We start from the raw sequence: 19,110 nt of genomic DNA on the forward strand, positions 1-19,110 counted from the left end.
CGCCCACGGCGCCGTCCGCGGCGCCTGCGGGGCAAGCGGCCTCTCCGGCGCAGCGGCCGCCCTCGCGAGCGGGCCGCGCGGGCGCGAGCGGGCCGCGCGGGCGCGAGCGGGCCGCGGCACCAGTCTTGAACGGCGTGGGCGCGATGATCCCCGCCGCCCGCGAGCTCTCCGCTCCTCGGCCCGCCCGGACGCGCACCAGGTCACGCCGGGCGCCGTCCGAGCCCGAGCCCACACCGCCGTCCGCGCCGCCCCTGCGGCGCCGGCTCGCCCTGGATCCTCTGCACGCGATCGGCGCGCTCGCGCTCGCCTGCGTGGCCGCGAGCGCCTTGTTCATGCACGCGCGGGGGACGCGCGAGGCGACGGCGCAGGGGCTCACGCTGCGCGTCGCCTACCCCGAGCGGATGCGCTTCCGCGACATAGAGCGGGTCACGTTCGACGTGGAGAACACGGCGGGCGAACCCTGCCGGGCGGCCGCCCTCACGATCGACGAGGCGTACCTGGACAGCTTCGAGGAGCACCACACAACGCCTCTGGAGGCGGCGTTCGGGCGCTTCGCGCTGGGCGACCTCGCGCCCGGCGAGCGCCGCCGGATCGACGTCGAGCTCCGCGGCGAGCGCAGCTGGCTCGCCTCGGGCAACGCGACCCTGTCGTGCGGTGAGGAGCGCGGCGTCCACGTGCCGCTCCGCACGTTCATCTTCCCGTGAGATCACCATGGAGACCGTCGCCCGCGTCGCCTTCGTTTATGTGTTCCTCGCCGCCGCGTTCCGCGTGCTCGGCAAGCGCGAGCTCAGCTCGATGTCGCCGTTCGAGCTCGTCACGCTCATGCTGATCCCCGAGATCGTCTCTCAGGCTCTCGTGCGCGAGGCGTCGCTCGCGAACGCGCTCGCGGGCGTGTCCACCGTCCTCGTGCTCGTGTTCCTGACGTCCCTCCTGACGCACCTCTTCCCGAAGGCGTCCGAGGTCATCGACGGCTCGCCCACGGTGCTGGTCGCGAAGGGCCGTATCCTGGAGGAGGCGTGCAATCGCGAGCGGATCCAGCCGGAGGAGATCCTGTCCGAGATGCACAAGAGCGGGCTGGAGCGCTTCTCCCAGGTGCGATGGGCCATCCTGGAGGCGGACGGCGCTCTCACCATCGTCCCGGAGCAGGGCCACGGCCTGCCCGTCTCCCCGGCCAGGACGCGGGACGAAGGCGTGTGAGCGGCGGTCAGGCCGGGCGGGAGGCGCGGGCGGCTGCTGTCCGAGGGGGTGAGCGGCGCGGGCGCCCGGCGCCGCGGAGGCTCTCAGCCCGGCGCGGCGGCCGGGGCCTCCGGCCGAATCGGCGCACGGACGGCGCCTCGCCGGCTCGTTCTTTCTTCGGCTCCGGCGCACGATTTCGCAACGATCCGGAGGACCTTGCCGGACATCGTAAATAGTACAGAGGAGGGAGCTCCGCTCATGTCCGCCTCGCGCTCGCCCGCAACCGGATCCGGAGGATGAATCGCGCCGTGCTGTCGCTCGCCGCCTCGCTCTTCCTGGCGGCGCCCGCGGCGCTCGCGCAGGGCGCGCAGCGCGGCGCGCGGCTGTCCTACACGCGGGGGCCTGGCGCCGAGGGGTGCCTCGAGGAGCCGAGCCTCCGGGCGATCGTCGCCAGCCAGCTCGCCGGGGTCGACCCGTTCGTTCACGACGGTGCGCGGCACATCGAGGTCGTCGTCCAGCGCAAGGGGACGGTGTTCCAGGGAGAGATCGTGCTCCATGACCGCGATGGCCGGGAGCTCGGCCGCCAGGAGCTCTCGAACCCGGTCTGCGGCGTGCTCGTGCAGCACATCGGCCTCTCCCTCAGCATCTTCATGCGCCCGTTCCTGCCACCACGGCCTGCACCGGGGGGCGCTCCCACGCCGCCCTCAGGGCCGCCGACCCCGACGGCGCCGGGGGAGGCCGCTCCATCCGTCTCGCCGAGCGCGCCGCCCCACGCAGCGTCGCCTCCGCCGGCGCCGGGGGAGGCCGCTCGACCCACCCCACCGGACGCGCCGCCCGAGGCGCCGGCCTCGGAGCCGCCCCGCCCCGTCGCTGCGCCAGCCCGACTCGCTCCGCGCCCGGGGCCGCCGCCGGAGCGCCCTCGCCTTCAGGTGGGCGCCGGGGTCCTGCTCGGCGCCGGCGTGGCGCCCTCCGTGGCGGTCGGGTTCTCGGGGGTCGCCGGTCTCCGCTGGGAGAGGTTCTCGCTCTCGCTGGAGGCCCGCGGGGATCTTCCGATCGACACTGAGCCCTACCACGGGAGGATCATTGAGGTGTCGGGGCTGGGCGGCTCGCTGGTTCCCTGCGGCCACGCGGACTGGTTCTTCGGCTGCGCCCTCGCCACGGCAGGCGGGGTGTGGCACGTCAGGGAAAGCACCGCCAGAGAGCGCGCAGTGCCCTACGCAGCGCTCGGGTTTCGTGCGGGGCTGGAGGCGCCGCTTTCGGCTCGCCTCGCCGGGCAGCTCAGCGGAGACCTCTTGGTCAACATGCTTCGGCCGCACTTTCGGCCAATCGATGGCGAAGGGTGGTCCGCCGCGCCCATCTCGGAGGCCGTGGCGCTCCGTCTGATCGCTTTCTTCTAAACCTTCGTGCGGTTTCGCGAAGCATCGGACGCGCGCGCGGGAGCGATTTCCATGCGGGGGTTGCGAGCGCGTGCGGCGCGCTGGGGTCGCAGGCGCGTCCTTCGCGGCCTGCCACCTCCGTGAGAGGTTGCTGCCGCGTCCCATGCGGAACGAGCCGTCGACTCAGGCCGGTACAGCGCTGGTGCGATGACAGCAGAACGTCGCCGCCGCGGTCGGCGCGATGCTGCCGACCGGCTCGCCGCCGAACGCTTCGCATCGTCCGGGGTCAAGGCTGACGACGCTCACCGACTTGCTTCCGAGCGCCGTGCCGGTCGCGACCGTCCCGCAGTCGGGGGCGGCGGCCGTGATCACCTGGGCCGCAACGAGCTGCGAGCACCCTTCGTCGCTGAACGCGGAGGCCAGGACGCTGCAGGTCGCTCCGGTGGGCTCCGTGCGGCCGCAAGGAGCGCAGCCGCGGGTGTCCTCGACGCCGGCATAGAAAACGTATCGGTCCGGGTACGTGGCGGGGCAGTCCTGCTCTCCCTCGTGGTGGATGCACGTGAGAAACCCCTCCGGCGGCGCGGCGTCACCGCTCGGCGGTGCCGGCGTGCAGGTCATGCCCGGATCCGCGCACGGGGGGGACGCGTTTCCGGTGCACGCCCGGGCGACGATCGCGAAGCTCCCCGTCGTCGCGAACTCGTCGGGGCTCTCTGGCACCTCGGCGACCCTCGGTGCGCAACCTGCGGAGACGACGCGAGGCGCCTGGATCGCGAGCGACTGCACGCACGGGGCGCCATCGCAGGTCCGTCCGGCCTCGACGGCATTCGCTGAGGTGCAGGTCCCGTCCCACCCCTCCGGGGCAGCGAATGAGATCGCGGGAGCCTCGGGGCCGCCGCAAGGGAAGCTGGCGTAGGCGCTCCATTCCGCCGGCACCTCGCATGTCGCCTCCGGCGGGTCGCACGCGCAGGCGGGGCACTGGTGCGGGGCTGGAGCCGCGAAATCCGCGTAGCCCTCGTAGCCGACGCTCGGAGCGGTCGCAGGGCAGCTCGGCACGGCATCAGGAGAGCCGATCCAGAGCAGCGCCGGCTCGGACCACCCGAGCGGCTCCTTCGGTACGCACTGCCCTGCGCAGACCTCTACTGACGGGATCAGATCGCCGAAATCGGACGCGATGGCGGCGTCCGTGTCGTCCTCGGCCGCGCAGGCATCGCCGCCATCGCCGCCACCGCCGCCACACCCGCCAGCTCCGCCGGCATCGGGGGGCTCCGTCGCTTCACAAGGCGTTCCCTTGGGTCCTTCATCCTCATCCCAGGGGCAGAAGTACGTCGTCGGCGTCCCGCACCCGCTGGACGCGACACCGAGCCCGAGCGCGCTCGCACAACAAACCGCCACGATCTCACGCTGCCAACGTCGCGCCCGCGTCGCCATCGCCGCTCCTCATGATCTGCGGCGCCGCTGACGGCGCGCCGCCGTAAGTGCGGCCACGTTACCAGGGAACCCAAGGGCGCCGCCAGACCAACCCCGGGCAGACCACCCACGTTCGATCGCATTACGTAGAGCGAGATATTTTTCTCATTTTTTCGCCAGCCGACAGCGCACATCGCCCCTTCGCGAGGGGTCGACCTGTCCTCGTCGTGCACCCGTCCCCCGCCTGCCCCCAGAACGCGCGCTCTGGCACCCCCGGGTACGCTGGCCCGTCGATTGTGCAACGAGAAGCGGGGCAGTCCCGGACTCCGCTCCGATGAAGACCCCATTGCCGATCCCTCCCCGGCGGGAAGCCCGCCGCCCGTCCACCGATGCGCCGGGAGCCCGGACGCGCCGTCGCGCACGCAGCGCGCCGAAAGCGGTGCTCCACCCGGTAGCCTCACCCTCGATCGAGGTCCTCTGGGCCGAGCGGCCGTTCGTCGCCCTCCTGCTCCGCGCCCTCCACGTTCCCGCCCGCGATCGAGACGATCTCCTCCAGACGGTGCTCCTCGGCGCCTGGAAAGCCATCCGAGCGCGCAGGTACCGCCCGGACCCGCTGCGGCACCCGCGCCACGCGCTGCGCGCCTGGTTGCACGGCGTCGTCTGGCACCAGGTGTCCCATTACCGGGACAGGGCCCATGTTCGTTGCGAGATCCTGCTCGGCGCGCCCCTCGCGCCCGCCGGCCAGGCGCACGTCGAGATGAAGGAGCGCTCCTCGCCCGCGCCGCGCTCCGCGAGGTCGCCGCGCTGCCCAGGGGCCATCGCGATATCCTCCTCGCGGCGGCCGGGCGCCTCAGCCTCGTGGCCTGGGCACGAAAGCGCCGCATGAACCCCAACTCCGCCGCAAGCCGGCTGCGTCGTGCCAGGAGGGCGCTGGCCGAAAGGCTCGCCTCATCGAGGCTGCGGTTTCAGTGCGGGCGCCGCTCGGTGACACCGGCGCCGGGGCGAGGCCTCCTCTCGGTCCCCGCTCGGGCCCGCTCGGCCGGTCGCGTCGAGCCCTTGTACGATTTCGCAACGAGCCGGGCCGCCTCGCCGGACTACCTATCCATGAAAGAACCCCGACCACGCCCCGCGTCCCCTCCTGCGCCCGCCCTCGCCCCTCCGCCCGCCCCGGCGGCGGCACCTGCACCCGCTCCAGAGGCGGCGCTCGCGCCCGCGCCGGAGCCCGCCACCGCACCCGGTCGTGATTCTGCGCCCGCCATCGGGTCTTCCCCGAAGCCCTCGTTCGAGGAGGTCTACCAGACCTTGTTCCCGTACGTCCTCGCAGTGCTCTGGAGGCTCGGCGTCGCGTCTCGGGATCTTCACGATGTCGCTCACGAGGTGTTTCTCGTCGTTCACCGGCGCCTCGAGGACCATGTGCCTCGCCGGTCGCTCAAATCGTGGGTCGCGGGCATCAGCGCGCACGTCGCCCTCCGCCACCGGGAGCTCGCGCGGAACCAGCGGGAGCTGCTCGAGTTCGACGGCGCCGAGCCCGTCGAGCTCGCGGACCCCGGGCTCGACGCGGAGCGCCGGGTCGCGCAGGCCGAGACCCAGCGCATCGTCCGCGAGCTCATCCAGCACATCGAGAAGGAACGACGTGCGGTGTTCGTGCTCTACGACCTCGATGGCTGCGACATGCACGATATCGCCCAGGCACTCCAGATCTCCGTGAACACGGCATGGGATCGGCTGAGGCGCGCCCGCAACGAGTTCACGGCCGCGGTCAAACGGCTCTCCGCACGGGACCCGGACGCGCTCGGCCTTCGCGGCCTGCGCTTCGCCCTGGTGCCGTTCACCCTGGCCGACAGGCCCATGCTGCTCGACGCAAGCAGGGTCCGGATCGGCGTTTCGCAGGAGCTCGCCGGACCGCTGTGGGCGCGGCTTCAGCGGTCGCTCGCCTCGACCGGAGGGCTCGCCCGCGGCACGGACGGCCTCCACGGCGGCCCTGCGGCGCAGCCCCATGCAGGCGCCTCGTCGTCCCACCAGCGCCGTCCCGGGAACGCGGTGGAGGCCGCCGGCGCTACCGGGGAGAAGCGCACGCCGCCGGTCGTCACGATCGCGCGATCCAGGCTCATCAAGGCAGGCGTGGCGCTGTTCCTCGGGGGAGCCGGGACGGGCGCCGTCGTGGTCTATGCCGCGTTCGCGCCGCCTGCCGCGGCGCCAGCGGTGTCCGTCAGCGCCGAGGTGGTGTCCATCAGCGCCGAGGACGAAGGCGCCGCGTCCGACCGAGCCGAGCGCACCGGGGCAGGGCGCGGCGGGCGCGCCACGGGCGGGCTCGTCGTGGCCGACGCCGTCGGCGAGCGCGCCGCGGGCGGGCTCGTCGTGGCCGACGCCGTCATGGACGCCGGGCCCCCGGGGGCCGTGGACGTGGCGGCCGCGGCGCCGTCACGCGCCCCCTCTCGCAAGGCCGCCCCGCCCGGCGAGCACGACGCGACCGAGGAGAGCGCCTTGCTCAGCAGCGCCGTCCTTGCGCTCAGCGAAGGGAACGCGACAGGAGCGCTCGACGTGCTGGCCCTGCACGCACGGAACCATCCGCGCAGCCCGAGAGCCGAGCAGCGCGAGGCGCTGGCCATCCAGGCCCTCATCGAGGCCGGGCGGCGCGCCGACGCCGACGCGCGAGCCGAGCGGTTCCGCGCGGCCTTCCCTGACAGCATGTTTCTCCGCGCCATCGACGCGGCCATGAACGGCCGGTGAGGACCCAGGCACGCCGCGCCCGGCGAACGCCGGCGCTGCCTCGCTCCTCAGCGCCTCGATCCGGCGCCGCCCTGCTCACGCTGCAGGTCGCGCAGCCGCTCGACGTCGAAGAACGGCGCGAACGCGACGCCGAGAGACGCCGGTCAGGCCGGGCGGGAGGCGAGGCGGCGCGCGCCGCGCCGGGCGATCGCCGCCGCGAGGGCGAGGGCGCCGAGCGTCATGCCGACGAGCGTGCCCTGCCCGCGGGTCCGCGAGGGGCGATCGCCGTCGAGGACCGGGGTCGCCCCGCCGCAGAGCACGTCGGCGTGGACGCTGACGCGGGCGCGCAGCCAGTTGTCGACCCGCTCCTGCGGCGCGGGGCTCAGGACGAGGTCCGTGTCGAGCGCGGCGCGCGGCAGGTTCGCCTCGAGACGCGTCAGCCAGACGTCCTTCGGGTGCAGGCCGACCATCGCGATCGCGAGGTCGTCGAGCGCCCCGCACGCGAGCTCGCGCGCGTCGATCTGGCCTGCGGCGACCTCCCCGCAGCTCGGATCCGACAGCGGGACGCCGGCCGGGCACGGGTTCGCCACGGCGCGGCTCTCTGTCGCGATCTCGGCGAAGCGCACGGCGCACGCGGCGTCCTGGACCTCGCCGGTCTCGCCGTTGGCGAACCCCTGCTGGGCGAACGCGGCGGCGATCGTGTCGACCGGGGTGGTCGAGCCGCTCGTCGTGTAGCGCACGCCGAACGGCGCCCCGGGGCTCGAGACGGGCGAGAACAGCGACCCCTGCTGCGCGTAGGAGGTGAGGAACGCGCGGCCGCCGTCGGCCGCCGCGATCGCCTTCTCGCGGAGCACGCCGTAGTTCGACTCCTGCGAGGCGAAGTCCCACGCGAGGAGGTCGATGGGGACGGCCGCGGCCGCGAACCCCTCGGGGGCGAGCCGCGCCTCGCTGATGGTGAAGAGGGTGATCGCGACGTTCGCGCCCGTCCCGGCGGCGACCATCCGGAGCGGGAGCGCGGCGTTCGCCCCCGGCGTGACGACCCGCACCGGCGTCATCTCCTTCACGTCCTTGCCCGGCTGGAGCCTGATGGCGATGAAGTCGAAGCCCTCGTCGACATAGGCGTCGATGATCGGCTGCGTCGACTCGTCCACGTTGAAGCCGTTCCTGTCGAACCACGCGTTCAGCACGCCGGGCGTGTCGGTCGCGAGCGTCACGGTGTCGTACGGACCGACGGTGCCGCGGTGGAGCACGGTGACGTGATCGCCGCCGCCGAACGCCTCCCCCGCCGCGTCCGCGGAGCCGAGGGTCGAGCCGCAGCCCCCGCCGCTGCGGGCGCAGGTGGAGCTCGGCGCGGTGATGCGCACCGACGTGGCCGCCTCGAGCGTCTCGAACCAGGCGTCCGAGCCTTCCTCGAGGATCGCTCCGCGCTTCACCGGGAGCACCCACCCGAACGCGCTCGGATCGCCGGAGTACTGGATCTGATCCCAGAGCACCGACTGGACGGGCGACACGGAGAGCACCATCCGGTGCGCGTTGACGACCGTCGTCTCGGTGGGCGGGGCGAAGCACCCGCCGCAGGCGAGCGCCTCGCGCGGTGATGACAGGAGCGTCGCGGAAGGAACGGCGAGCGCAAGGAGCGCGAACAAGCGAAGTTTCATCGGCTACCTCCATGGGCGCGGGTCCGCGCGGGCGGGCTCTCGAGGCGCGCGGGCGGCGCGCGGCGCACCACCGCCAGGCTATCCAAGCCCGCGCGCGGCGGGCAGCCCGGGCACGATTGGCGCGCCGCGCGCCATGCGGGAGCGCCGCGAGCCGCCGTCAGCCCGCGGCCCACCACGCGTCGAGGTCGCGGAGGGCGCGCTCGGCCATCACCTCGTAGCGGGCGCGCTTGCGCAGCTTGCCGTGCGCTGGATCGAGCGGCGCGATGTGCGCCCAGGTGATGTTGGACGGCTGATACGTGGGCTGCTTCCGGCCGAGGTGCGTGAGGATGCCGCCGAGCGCCGTCGTGGGCGGCGGCGGCCGGAGCGGCTCGTTCCGCAGCTGCTGCGCGAGGAGGACGGCGCACACGAACCCCGCCGCGGCGCTCTCCACGTAGCCCTCGACGCCCGCGATCTGGCCGGCCAGGTGCACGCCCGGCAGCGCGCGGAGCTCCATCGCGGGGCCGAGGAGCGCCGGCGCGTCGACGAAGGTGTTGCGGTGCACGGAGCCCATGCGGAGGAACTCGGCCTCCTCGAGGCCGGGCACCATCCGGAACACCCGCAGCTGCTCTGCGTACTTCATGCGCGTCTGGAACCCGACCAGGTTGTACGCCGTCGCCGCCTCGTCCTCCGGGCGCAGCTGGAGCACCGCGTAGGGGCGCCGGCCGGTGCGCGGATCGGTGAGCCCCACCGGCTTCATCGGCCCGAACGAGAGCGTCTGCTCGCCGCGCGCCGCCATCACCTCGCAGGGCAGGCACCCCTCGAAGTAGCGCACCTCCTCGAAGGCGCGGGCCTCCACCTTCTCCGACGCGACGAGGGCCTGGACGAACGCCTTGTACTGCGCCTCGTCGAAGGGGCAGTTCACGTACGCCTCGTCGCCGGCCTCGGCGTCGTCGCGGCGCTCGGCCGCGTCCTCCGGCGGCGCGGTTTGCTCCCGCTGCGCGGCCCGGTCCGGCGGCGCGGTTTGCTCCCGCTGCGCGCCCCGGTCGCCGCGGACGGCGCCCCCCTTGCCGTAGCGCGACTGCTTCCACACGCGCGACCAGTCGATCGAGTCGGCGCTGACGATCGGCGCGATCGCGTCGTAGTAGGCGAGGTGCTCGGCGCCGACGGCTGCGGCGAGGCTCGCCGCGAGGGCGTCGGAGGTGAGCGGCCCCGTCGCGAGGATCACGGGCCGCTCGGCGGGGATCTCCGTCACCTCCCGGTGCTCGACGGTGATCCGGGGGTGGGCCTCGATCGCCCGCGTCATCGCCTCGGCGAACCGCTCGCGGTCGACCGCCAGCGCGCCGCCGGCCGGCACCGAGGTCTCGTCGGCGCACCGCAAGGCGAGCGAGCCCACGCGCCGGAGCTCTTCCTTGAGGAGCCCCACCGCGTTGCTCAGCGCGGCGCCGCGCAGCGAGTTCGAGCACACGAGCTCGGCCAGCCGATCGCTCGTCTGCGCAGGCGTGCGCCGGTGAGGTTTCATCTCGACGAGGCGCACGCGCAGCCCGCGCTGCGCGAGCTGGTACGCCGCCTCGCAACCGGCCAGGCCGCCCCCGACGACGACGACGACGTCGTGCGGGCTCTCCGCTCCGTTCATACAGCTCACCAGGGTGGGGGTCTCGCGGGCTTCTTAGCTCGCCGTGCGGCGGGCGCGCACGGCCCGCGCCGGCTTTTCGGCGGCCCCCTGGGCCGCGCCAGCGCCCTCTGGCGCGGCCTCGGGCCGGCCGGCTGGCGTGGGCTCCGCCGGCGCGGGCCGGGCGGCCGGCGCCGGGGCGGCGCTCGCGACGACCGCCGCGGCGTCCGGGGTGGCGGTGCCGTCGGCGGCGCCGTCCTCCCCTTCCCCCTCGACGATCTCCTGCTTGAAGCCGCAGTCCTTCGTCGCGCAGACGAGCATCGCCTTCTTGCCGGCGGTGCGCGTGACGAACTTCGCGCCGCACTGCGGGCACGGGACCGGCACCGGCTTCTGCCAGAGCTTGAACTCGCACTTCTGCTCGGCGTTCCAGTTGGAGCAGCCGTAGAAGGTGCGCCCGCCCTTCTTGCGCGGCCGGATCTCGATGAGATCGCCGCCGCAGCTCGGGCACGCGACGCCGAGCGGGACCGGGCGCGTGTTCTTGCAGGCCGGGTACCCGGTGCACGACAGGAAGTCGCCGAAGCGGCCCGTCTTGATGATCATCGGCTTCCCGCACTTGTCGCACGAGATGTCGGTCTCGCGGACGGCGGCGGTCCCCCGCGCGTCGGACAGGTCGCGCGTCGCCTTGCACTTCGGGTAGCGCTCGCAGCTCAAGAACCAGCCGTTCTTGCCCCACTTCTTGAGCATCATCGACCCGCACTCGTCGCAGACGATGTCGGTCTTCTCGGCCTCGGGCTTCCACGGCGCGAGCTTCTTCGACTTGTCGAGCTGCTCCCTGAACTTCTTGTAGAAGCTCTTGAGCAGTTGCTCGCGCTTCAGGCTGCCGGCACCGACGGCGTCGAGCTCCTCCTCCATCTGCGCCGTGAAGTTCGGATCCATGATGTCGAGGTTCGACCGGACGAGGCCGTCGACCACGAACTTCCCGAGGAGCGTCGGCTGGAACGCGCCGCCGTCCCGCTTCTCGACGTACGCGCGCTGCTGCACCTTGCTGATGATCTCGGCGTACGTCGACGGGCGGCCGATGCCGCGCTTCTCCAGCTCGCGCACGAGCGAGCCCTCGTTGTAGCGGGGCGGCGGCTGCGTGAACTTCTGGTCGGTGATGACCCCCGGGGGCGACACGGAGAGCGCCTCGCCCTCCTTCATGTCGGGCAGGAGCGCCTCCGAGTCCTCCTCGGCCGAGGGCCCCGGCGCCGCGCGCTCCGCCTCGGCGGCGGTCGCCTCGGGCGCCGGCGCGGCGGCGCCGCCCTCCGCGGCGGCGCCTGCGCTCTCCTCCTCGCCGGCGAACTCCTGCTGGCCCTCGGTCACCTGCAGCCAGCCGGCGAACTTGAGGATCCGCCCTGTCGCCCGGGCGAGGTAGCTCCGGTACGCGGGCGCCGCGACCGTCGGCGCGACGTCGATCTCGAGCGTCGTGCGGTCGTACACCGCCGGGGTCATCTGCGAGGCGACGAAGCGGTTCCAGATGAGCTTGTACAGCTTGTACTGCTCGTCCTTGAGGTGCTTCTTGATCGAGTCCGGGTGGATCTCGACGCTCGTCGGCCGGATCGCCTCGTGCGCGTCCTGCGCGTTCTTCTTCGACTTGTAGACGTTCGGGCGCTCGGGGACGAACTCCTTGCCGTACCGCTTCGCGACCACGCCGCGCACCTCGGCGATCGCGTCGTCGCTGACGCGCGTCGAGTCGGTACGCATGTACGTGATGAGGCCGACCGGGCCGCCGTCGCGCTTGAGGTCGATGCCCTCGTAGAGCGCCTGGGCGATCTGCATCGTCCGCTTGGCGCCGAAGTGCAGGTAGTTCGTCGCGTCCTGCTGGAGCTTCGAGGTGGTGTACGGCGCGGGCGGGTTGCGCTTCTGCTCGCGCCGCACGACCTTCGCCACCTTGTAGCGCGCGGTCTCGAGATCGGCGCGCACCTTCCCGGCGACCTCGCCGTTCGTCACCTCGAGCTTCTTGCCGTCGGCGGAGGCGAGCTTCGCCACGAACGGGGCGCGCTGCGGCGGGCTCGCCGCGCCGAGGCCGACCGCGATGTTCCAGTACTCCTCCGGGACGAACGCCTCGACCTCGCGCTCGCGGTCCACGATGAGCCGCAGCGCGACCGACTGCACCCGCCCCGCCGACAGGCCGAACGCGAGCTTCGACCAGACGAGCGCCGACACGTCGTAGCCGACGATGCGATCGAGCACGCGCCGCGCCCGCTGCGCGTCGTACAGGTTCTCGTCGAGCTTGCGGGGGTTGTGGACGCCGTGGTCGACCCCCTTCTTCGTGATCTCGTGGAACTCGACCCGCGCCACCTTCAGCTTCGGGTTCTTGATCTCCTCCGAGATGTGGAACGCGATCGCCTCCCCTTCGCGATCGGGGTCGGTCGCCAGGAGCACCTCGTCCGCCTTCTTCGCGGCGGACTTCAGCTCCTCCAGGACCTTCTCCTTGCCCTCGATGACCTCGTAGGTCTCGGCAAAATCGTTCTGCACGTCGACGGCGTTCTGCTTCTTGGGCAGGTCCTTGACGTGCCCCTTCGAGGCGAACACCTCGTACCCGTTGCCGAGATATTTCTTGATGGTCTTCGCCTTCGCCGGCGACTCCACGATGACGAGCGTCTTGGCCATCACCACCTTCTGAGCAACGAGATCGGGCTTGTGAGGATTGAAGGGCGCCCTTCGGTGCGAGGGAGGCCCCCCCGCGAGGAGGCGGCCACCCGGAAACCGCACTGGGCAGGGTGAGCCGGCGCGCCCCTTCAACGAAGAGCCCGCCGAAACAACCCGGCGGGCCCCTCTACTACTACGGCCTGGAGCGTCAACGTCAAGAGTGCCTCCACGGCGCGTCTGGGCGGAAGCCCCGTCCTCTCGCAGACCTCATCCACGTGCGCCGGCCGGGCGTCCAGGGCGTCGAGGACGGCGCGCTCGGCCGCGCTCATCGACGGAGGTGGCCCATTTTCCTCGGGCAAAACGCCCGTCCGCGCCCCGAAGGCGGCCTCCGGGAGCGGCAGCGTGCCCCCGCCGGGCGACCTGTTGCGCGCCGAGCGCCGCGCGCGGCGTCGGGCGCGGGGCGGCGGCGCCTGCCCGCCGAGGACGTCGATGACGTCGGCCGCGCGCGTGATGGGGCGCGCGCCGGAGACGAGCTCCAGCGCGCAGCCCACGCCGCGCGGGCTCCACGGGGCGTGGGGGACGACGCAGAGGTGGCGGCCGAGGCGGCGGGCCGCGGCGGCGGCGGAGCGGGCGCCGCTCTCGACCCCCGCCTCGACCACGACGGTCGCGAGCGTGAGCGCGGCGAGGACCGCGTTGCGCTGGAGGAACAGCGCCGGCAGCGGCGGCGTGTCGTCGGGGACGCGCGCGAGCAGCGCGCCGCCCGCGGCGAGGACGCGCGCGAACAGCGCCGCGTGCTCGCGCGGGTACGGGCGCGCGTGGCCGCCGCCGCCGACGACGACCGTCGGCGCGCGCGCGTCGAGCGCGCCCTCGTGCGCGGCCGCGTCGACGCCGCGCGCGCCGCCCGACCAGATCGAGAAGCCCGCCTCGCCGAGCGCCGCGGCGAGCGCGCGGGTGAACCGGAGCGCCTCGTCGCTCGCGGCGCGCGTCCCGACGATCGCGACGCCCGGGCACGCCGGGAGCGCGCCGCGGAGGTAGAGCGTCGGCGGCGCGGCCTCGGTCTCCGTCACGAGGGCCCAGAGCTGCGCGGGGTAGGAGGGATCTGCGGGCTGGATCTCGATCGACGCCATACGCGGCGTGTCGACCGACGCCCGGGACGAGTTGCGCGAAATGAGGATCGCGGCGCGAGGAGCGCGCGGCCGCCCGCTCCCTGCGCGGTCGCCGCGCTACCGGGGCGGCGCGCGAGGCGCGGCGCTCGGCGGCGCCGTGTCAGGCGGGGTCGCGCCGGGCGGCGCGGCGCCGGGCGGCGGGGCCGGGCGCGCGCCGCGGAAGCCCTGGACGAGCACGACGCCCGCGCCGCGCCGCACCTGCGCGTGGAGCTCCACGGCGAGCGGCGCGGCGCCGGGCGCCGAGAAACACGCTCCCCGGCCGCCGATCACCGCGACAGGCCCGCGATCCGCGTCCTGGGCGACGATCTCGAGCGCGGGCGGCGCGCCCTTCGTGACGAAGAGGTCGACCTCGATCACGCCGAGCCCGCCCTGCGCGATGAACACCGCGCACTCGTCAACACCGCGCGGGACGCGCACGGGGATCGCGGCGCTCTCCCCTTCCTCGATGGCGAGCGACGCGACGTCGCCGAGCGGCTCCATGCCCCTCGCCTCCCCGCGCGCGGTGTTGGCGAGCGCGAGCGCCGTCACGCGCGGCACCGGCGCGCTCGCCGCGGGCCGCTGCTCCGCCGCGCGGCTCAGGAACAGGCGCGACGCCTCCGGGTCCGGCCCGGGCGCGTCGCGCGGAGGCGGCGGGTTCCGCGGCGCGTCGGGCGCGGGCGAGGAGGCCGGCGGAGGCGGCGGGCTAGGGCGCAGGAGCTCGGCGCGCTCTCCGCCGCACGCCGACACGGCGAGCGCGAGCGACGCAGCGAGCAGGCGGCGCGCCGGCCCGAACGGACGGAGTTCGACGAGAGCGAGCGCGCGCCGCACCGCGCGGAGCCTACCAGAACCGCCGCGCCGCGCTCGGTCTGCGAGCGGCCGGCCGTGGGTCGTGCTACCCACTCGCCCGATGAAACCCAGGGACATCGTCGTCGCGACGCATGGTCACTGCTTCGACGGCATGGCGAGCGCGGCGCTGTTCACCCGCCTGATGCAGGCGCTCCGCCCCGGCGAGCCGCTCGCGCTGCGGTACCGCTCCTGCGGGTACGGCCCGGGCATGACGATGATCCCGCCTTCGTGGCTCGACGGCGACGAGAACGCGATCCTCGACTTCCGCTACACGCCGACGAAGAAGCTGACGTGGTACTTCGACCACCACGTCACCGGGTTCGGATCGGACGAGGAGCGCGACGCGGCGCTCGCCGGCGCGTCGCGCGCGAAGGTCGCGGGCGACGCGCCTCAGGTCTTCTACGACGCCGCCTACGGCTCGTGCACGAAGCTCATCGCGGACGTCGCCCGCGATCACTTCGGCGTCGAGATGGCCGGCGCCGATGAGCTCATCCGGTGGGCCGACCTCATCGACACCGCGCGCTTCCCCTCGGCTGAGGCCGCCGTGAGCCGGGAGGAGCCGATCATGCAGCTCGCCTCCGTGGTGGAGCACCACGGCGACGGGCCGTTCCTCGCCTCCGTGGTGCCCCGGCTCGTCGAGCGGCCGGTGAGCGAGGTGGCGCGCGAGGCGGACATCCAGGAGCTCTGGCGTCCGCTCTCCGTCTCGCGGCAGACGTTCGTCACGCGCATCGAGCGCGGCGCGCGGAAGCTCGGCCGCGTGGTGCTCGTCGACCTCTCCGACGCGCCGCTCGAGGCGGTCGGCAAGTTCATGACGTACGCGATGTACCCGGACTGCGTGTACTCGGTCACGCTCTCCCGGCAGAAGCAGCACTACAAGCTCTCGGTCGGCTACAACCCCTGGTGCGGCGTCCCCCGCGATCGCGACATCGCCCCCATCTGCCGCCGCTACGAGGGGGGCGGGCACCCGGCGGTCGGCGCGGCGTCCTTCCCGCTCTCCGCGCTCGAGCGCGCGCGCGAGGCGGCCCGCGCCGTCGCCGAGGAGCTCGACGGGGAGCCCGCGCGGTGACCTGGGCCGAGCAGCGCTTCCGCAGGAGCGCGCGCGAGACGGGGCGGGCAGCGTCATCACGCGCGGCGGCCACGCGCGCGCCGCTCCTCTTCGGGCACCGGGGCGTGCGCGGCGAGGGCGCCCCCGCGGAGAACACCCTCGCCGCCTTCGAGCAAGCCGCGGCGCAGGGGGCCGACGGGATCGAGCTCGACGTGCGGGTGTGCGGCTCGGGCGAGCTCGTGGCGCTGCACGACCCGGACCTCGCGCGGGTGACCGGGGGCGCGGACCCGCGCGCCGCCGCGGCGCTCCCCTGGGAGGAGCTCCGGCGGGTCGACCTCCGCGGCGACCGGGTGCCGCTCCTGTCCGAGGTGCTCGCGTTCGCGCGCGGCCTTCGGCTCGCCGTCAACATCGAGATGAAGCGGGACGTGCCCGATCGCACCGCCGTCGTGCTCGCGACCGCGCGGCTCGTGCGCGCCTGGGATCCGCGCCACGCCTTGCTCGTCTCGTCGTTCGATCCTGTCATGATCGCCTCCTTCGGCGCCCTGGTGCCCGCCGTCCCGCGCGCGCTCCTCGTGCACCGGAGCCGCTACCACGACACGGCCGTGCGCCTCGCGCCGGCGCTCGGCGCGCTCGCCGCGCACATCGAGCGGACGATCGCGTCCCCGGAGCGCATCGCGCTCCTGAAGCGGCAGGGCCGCGTGATCAACGTGTGGACCGTGAACGACCCGCGGGAAGCGCAGGACCTCGCGGCGCTCGGCGTCGACGGGCTCATCACGGACGCGCCGCGCCGCATCCGCGACGCGCTCGCGTAGCCGGCTTCGTCGGACAGGCGCGGCCGCGCGCTACCTTCGCTGCCAGGGGTCGATGATCTCGCGCGAGCGGCGCGGGCCCCGGCGCGGGGCCGACGGAGCCGGCGGGGCCTTTCGCTCGGCGGACGCCGCCGGCTCCGCCGTGGCCGCCCGCCGCGCGGCGTCCGCGGCGGGCACGTCCTCGGCCAGGGGCACGCGTGCCATCACCGGGGTCGATGCGCGGACCACCTCCAGAGGCGGCGCAGCCGAGCTCACGCTCTCGGGCTCGATCGGCGCGGCCACGTGGTAGGGCGCGGCGCCCTCCACGCCGACGGGCCGCAGCGCCGTAACCGCGACCGTCGCGCTGATCGCGGACAGCGCGCCGCACGCCACGAGCCAGCGGAGCGTCGCGCTCGCGTGAGGCCTGCGGTCCGCGCGCACCTCGCCGGCCGCTGCCGCCGTCAGCGTGCCGGGCTGGGACGGATCGGCCAGCGAGGCGAGCGTGTCCTGCAGCGAGCGCGGGCCCTGGTCCCCGGGTCGGGAGAGCGGGGCGAGCTCCCCTGAGCCCTCCAGCGCGCCGGTGCCGCCCGGCGACAGCCCGAGCAGCGTCCCCGTGCGCGACGTCACGGGCGCCGGCCGCGACGTCACGGGCGCCGGCGTCGAGGGCACGGGCAGCGGGATGCCCGGATCGCCCATCGCGACGACGAAGGCGTGCACCATCTCCTGCGCCGACTGGAACCGCTGAGCCCTGTCGCGCGAGAGGGCGCGCAGGAAGAAGACGTCGAGATCGGCCGGCACGTCGGGCGCGAGGTGCGTCGCGAGCGGGATCGGCTCGACGAGGATGCGCGACAGGACCGCGCCGAGCACGTCGCCCTCGAACGGCAGCTTGCCCGTCACCGCGCGGAAGAGGATCACCCCGAGCGACCACAGGTCGCTCCGCGCGTCGAGGTTCCTGTCGCCGCGCGCCTGCTCCGGGCTCATGTAGAACGGCGAGCCCAAAAGCTCGCCGGTCCTCGTGGTCTCGTCGGTGAGGAGCTTGCCGGTGAGCTGCTTGGCGATGCCGAAGTCGAGGATCTTGACGATCTCCTCGTCCTCATCGACGCGCGAGAGGAACAGGTTGCCTGGCTTGAGGTCGCGGTGGACGAGCCCGGACTCGTGCGCGCGGCGCAGCGCCTTGCCGGTCTGGACCGCGATGCGCGCCGCCTCGGCGAGGGAGAGGCGGCGGACCCGCCTCAGGCGACGGCTGAGATCCTCGCCCCGGAGCAGCTCCATGACGAGGTACGGGACAGCCCTCCAGATCCCGTAGTCCTGCACGCTCACCACGTGCGGGCTACCGAGGTTCGCCGCGGTCCGCGCCTCGCGGTAGAAGCGCGCGCGGAACTCCGGCGAGGCCGCGTGCTCCGGATCCATGAACTTGATCGCCGCCGGCGCCCCCAGCTGGAGGTGCCGGGCCAGCCACACCGAGCCCATCCCGCCCCGCGAGAGCGGCCCTTCCAGGCGGTACTTGTCGCCGACGATCGTTCCCGGCTCGACGTCCATCGCCGACTCCTCCGGCCACGGCGAGGTGGAATTCGTCTGTCTAGACGTTCGAGCGAGCGGCGTCCACGCCATCAGGCGAGCGCTGCCACGAGCCAGCGGGCGCCAGCCGTGATGGCCATTGTCCTTTCAGGAGCCGCCTGAACGCGCCTGCTCAGAGCACCTTAGTCCTGGCAGTCGACATGACGGCGGACGACGCCGCCCGGGACCGGCTGGGTGAACGCCCCCGAGATGATGGGCGGATTCCACTTCGCCTCCTTGTACTGAAAGATCACGTCGTCCTCGGTGTTGGGCACCCGCATGCGGATCGAGCGGGGGATCTCGGCCAGGCAGGCGCCGCCGCTCGGCGGGATCGGATCGTCGATCCCCTCCGGATCGACGCGCGGCGGCGCGGTGCGGATGGCCGCGTGATGGCTCAGCTCCACGTGATAGAGGTCTGTCCCGCGCTGCGCGACACGGACCTCGCGGACGCGCAGGCGCTGCTGGCTCCACGGCGCGAGAAAGTCGCGGGGGTGCGGCTCGAGGTGGATCTCCTCCACCGCGTCGCGGGAGCCCTGGATCAGCACGCGGTAGAACCCATCGCCGTCCCAGGCGATCGAGGCGCCGCGCGGCTCGTGAGCGAGCACCGGCGCCTCGCCGCGGAGCAGCGAGACGAGGGCGTGCCCGGGGATGGGCACCCGGGTGAGCCGCGCCAGGTTGCACGCGCTCGCGGGCCCGTGCAGGAGCTGCTTCTCCCCGACATCGAGCATCTGGAACTGGGTGCCATTCGACGTGAGCGTGAAGAGCGTCGCGCCGAACGGGCTCACCACGTCGAAGCGCACCCGATCCGGATTGACCGCGAGGATGTACATGTCCCCGCGGAGCCGCCCCTGGCGCGAGAAATGGTCGACCTTGGCGGTGCCCTGGACGCCGTTCACGCAGGCATAGGTGGCCTTCATCCGGTCGAGCGCCGCGTCGGCGGTCGGGAACCGGGACGCGGGCGGATCCACGGAGGCACAGCCGGTCACGAGCACGGCGAGGGGCGCGGCCCAGGCGATCGCGCGATGGCGCATGGGCGCGGACGCTGGCAAGGATCGCCGAGCCCGTCAACCGCGGAAGCGGCGCCGAGTTCATCCGCCGGCGGAGCGGCGCGAGGGGCGTGGCCGTGGAGGAGGGGTGTCGAGCGAGGGCCGAGGGCCCGGAAGACGGCGACGAGGAGGGCCGCG

Annotated in this window: 15 protein-coding genes; 7 read left to right on the plus strand and 8 right to left on the minus strand. The window is 73.8% G+C overall.

Annotation, left to right across the window (positions count from 1 at the left end; genetic code table 11):
* The first annotated feature begins 134 nt into the window (after positions 1–134).
* The 3 genes from WMF44_RS27470 to WMF44_RS27480 all read left to right on the plus strand — a co-directional run bounded on the left by WMF44_RS27470 (position 135) and on the right by WMF44_RS27480 (position 2,573).
* The gene (locus tag WMF44_RS27470) at positions 135–704 is read left to right on the plus strand and encodes a hypothetical protein (RefSeq protein ID WP_437292999.1); all 570 of its coding nucleotides are present in this window, start codon (positions 135–137) and stop codon (positions 702–704) included.
* Positions 705–711: 7 nt separating this feature from the next.
* Positions 712–1,197, plus strand: coding sequence for a DUF421 domain-containing protein (locus WMF44_RS27475; protein ID WP_437293000.1), 486 nt, complete (start codon positions 712–714; stop codon positions 1,195–1,197).
* Between the two features lie 275 nt (positions 1,198–1,472).
* Positions 1,473–2,573 carry a hypothetical protein gene (locus WMF44_RS27480; RefSeq protein ID WP_437293001.1) on the plus strand — a complete coding sequence of 367 codons (1,101 nt, stop codon included), beginning with the start codon at positions 1,473–1,475 and terminating at the stop codon, positions 2,571–2,573.
* Between the two features lie 162 nt (positions 2,574–2,735).
* On the opposite strand, the gene WMF44_RS27485 is transcribed toward WMF44_RS27480, so the two are convergent.
* Positions 2,736–3,944 (minus strand): hypothetical protein, encoded by a 1,209-nt coding sequence (locus WMF44_RS27485; protein WP_437293002.1) that lies wholly within the window; start codon positions 3,942–3,944, stop codon positions 2,736–2,738.
* A 454-nt stretch (positions 3,945–4,398) separates the two neighbouring features.
* On the opposite strand from WMF44_RS27485, the gene WMF44_RS27490 reads away from it, so the two are divergent.
* Complete coding sequence (locus WMF44_RS27490; RefSeq protein ID WP_437293003.1) at positions 4,399–4,845, plus strand: hypothetical protein; 447 nt, start codon at positions 4,399–4,401, stop codon at positions 4,843–4,845.
* A 437-nt stretch (positions 4,846–5,282) separates the two neighbouring features.
* Positions 5,283–6,689 (plus strand): RNA polymerase sigma factor, encoded by a 1,407-nt coding sequence (locus WMF44_RS27495; protein WP_437301620.1) that lies wholly within the window; start codon positions 5,283–5,285, stop codon positions 6,687–6,689.
* Positions 6,690–6,832: 143 nt separating this feature from the next.
* Here WMF44_RS27495 and WMF44_RS27500 read toward each other — a convergent pair whose 3' ends face one another.
* From WMF44_RS27500 to WMF44_RS27520, 5 genes are all read right to left on the minus strand, one after another.
* Positions 6,833–8,326: a DUF2330 domain-containing protein gene (locus tag WMF44_RS27500; protein WP_437293004.1), complete on the minus strand. Its 1,494-nt coding sequence runs from the start codon at positions 8,324–8,326 to the stop codon at positions 6,833–6,835.
* 157 nt (positions 8,327–8,483) lie between these two features.
* Positions 8,484–9,938, minus strand: coding sequence for a methylenetetrahydrofolate--tRNA-(uracil(54)-C(5))-methyltransferase (FADH(2)-oxidizing) TrmFO (trmFO, locus tag WMF44_RS27505; protein ID WP_437293005.1), 1,455 nt, complete (start codon positions 9,936–9,938; stop codon positions 8,484–8,486).
* Between the two features lie 33 nt (positions 9,939–9,971).
* Positions 9,972–12,566: a type I DNA topoisomerase gene (topA, locus tag WMF44_RS27510; RefSeq protein WP_437293006.1), complete on the minus strand. Its 2,595-nt coding sequence runs from the start codon at positions 12,564–12,566 to the stop codon at positions 9,972–9,974.
* Positions 12,567–12,694: 128 nt separating this feature from the next.
* The gene (locus WMF44_RS27515) at positions 12,695–13,672 is read right to left on the minus strand and encodes a DNA-processing protein DprA (RefSeq protein WP_437293007.1); all 978 of its coding nucleotides are present in this window, start codon (positions 13,670–13,672) and stop codon (positions 12,695–12,697) included.
* 96 nt (positions 13,673–13,768) lie between these two features.
* Positions 13,769–14,518: a hypothetical protein gene (locus tag WMF44_RS27520; RefSeq protein ID WP_437293008.1), complete on the minus strand. Its 750-nt coding sequence runs from the start codon at positions 14,516–14,518 to the stop codon at positions 13,769–13,771.
* A 79-nt stretch (positions 14,519–14,597) separates the two neighbouring features.
* On the opposite strand from WMF44_RS27520, the gene WMF44_RS27525 reads away from it, so the two are divergent.
* Together WMF44_RS27525 and WMF44_RS27530 are read left to right on the plus strand one after the other, a co-directional pair.
* Positions 14,598–15,602, plus strand: a complete 1,005-nt coding sequence (locus tag WMF44_RS27525; protein WP_437293009.1) for a hypothetical protein — start codon at positions 14,598–14,600, stop codon at positions 15,600–15,602.
* The gene (locus WMF44_RS27530; RefSeq protein WP_437293010.1) at positions 15,599–16,393 is read left to right on the plus strand and encodes a glycerophosphodiester phosphodiesterase; all 795 of its coding nucleotides are present in this window, start codon (positions 15,599–15,601) and stop codon (positions 16,391–16,393) included. The genes WMF44_RS27525 and WMF44_RS27530 overlap by 4 nt, the downstream gene beginning before the upstream one ends.
* Before the next feature lie 30 nt (positions 16,394–16,423).
* Here the strand turns inward: WMF44_RS27530 and WMF44_RS27535 are convergent, their stop codons facing one another.
* Complete coding sequence (locus WMF44_RS27535; protein WP_437293011.1) at positions 16,424–17,908, minus strand: protein kinase domain-containing protein; 1,485 nt, start codon at positions 17,906–17,908, stop codon at positions 16,424–16,426.
* Between the two features lie 161 nt (positions 17,909–18,069).
* The gene (locus WMF44_RS27540; protein WP_437293012.1) at positions 18,070–18,957 is read right to left on the minus strand and encodes a LolA family protein; all 888 of its coding nucleotides are present in this window, start codon (positions 18,955–18,957) and stop codon (positions 18,070–18,072) included.
* Positions 18,958–19,110 lie beyond the last annotated feature (153 nt).

The sequence above is a fragment of the Sorangium sp. So ce426 genome, from assembly GCF_051475585.1.
GTDB lineage: Bacteria > Myxococcota_A > Polyangia > Polyangiales > Polyangiaceae > Sorangium > Sorangium cellulosum_B.

Coding starts and splice junctions, on each gene's coding strand:
- WMF44_RS27475 (WP_437293000.1), top strand. CDS start 712: ATGGAGACCGTCGCCCGCGTCGCCTTCGTTTATGTGTTCCTCGCCGCC.
- WMF44_RS27480 (WP_437293001.1), top strand. CDS start 1,473: ATGAATCGCGCCGTGCTGTCGCTCGCCGCCTCGCTCTTCCTGGCGGCG.
- WMF44_RS27500 (WP_437293004.1), bottom strand. CDS start 8,326: ATGAAACTTCGCTTGTTCGCGCTCCTTGCGCTCGCCGTTCCTTCCGCG.
- trmFO (WP_437293005.1), bottom strand. CDS start 9,938: ATGAACGGAGCGGAGAGCCCGCACGACGTCGTCGTCGTCGTCGGGGGC.
- topA (WP_437293006.1), bottom strand. CDS start 12,566: ATGGCCAAGACGCTCGTCATCGTGGAGTCGCCGGCGAAGGCGAAGACC.
- WMF44_RS27515 (WP_437293007.1), bottom strand. CDS start 13,672: ATGGCGTCGATCGAGATCCAGCCCGCAGATCCCTCCTACCCCGCGCAG.
- WMF44_RS27525 (WP_437293009.1), top strand. CDS start 14,598: ATGAAACCCAGGGACATCGTCGTCGCGACGCATGGTCACTGCTTCGAC.
- WMF44_RS27535 (WP_437293011.1), bottom strand. CDS start 17,908: ATGGACGTCGAGCCGGGAACGATCGTCGGCGACAAGTACCGCCTGGAA.
- WMF44_RS27540 (WP_437293012.1), bottom strand. CDS start 18,957: ATGCGCCATCGCGCGATCGCCTGGGCCGCGCCCCTCGCCGTGCTCGTG.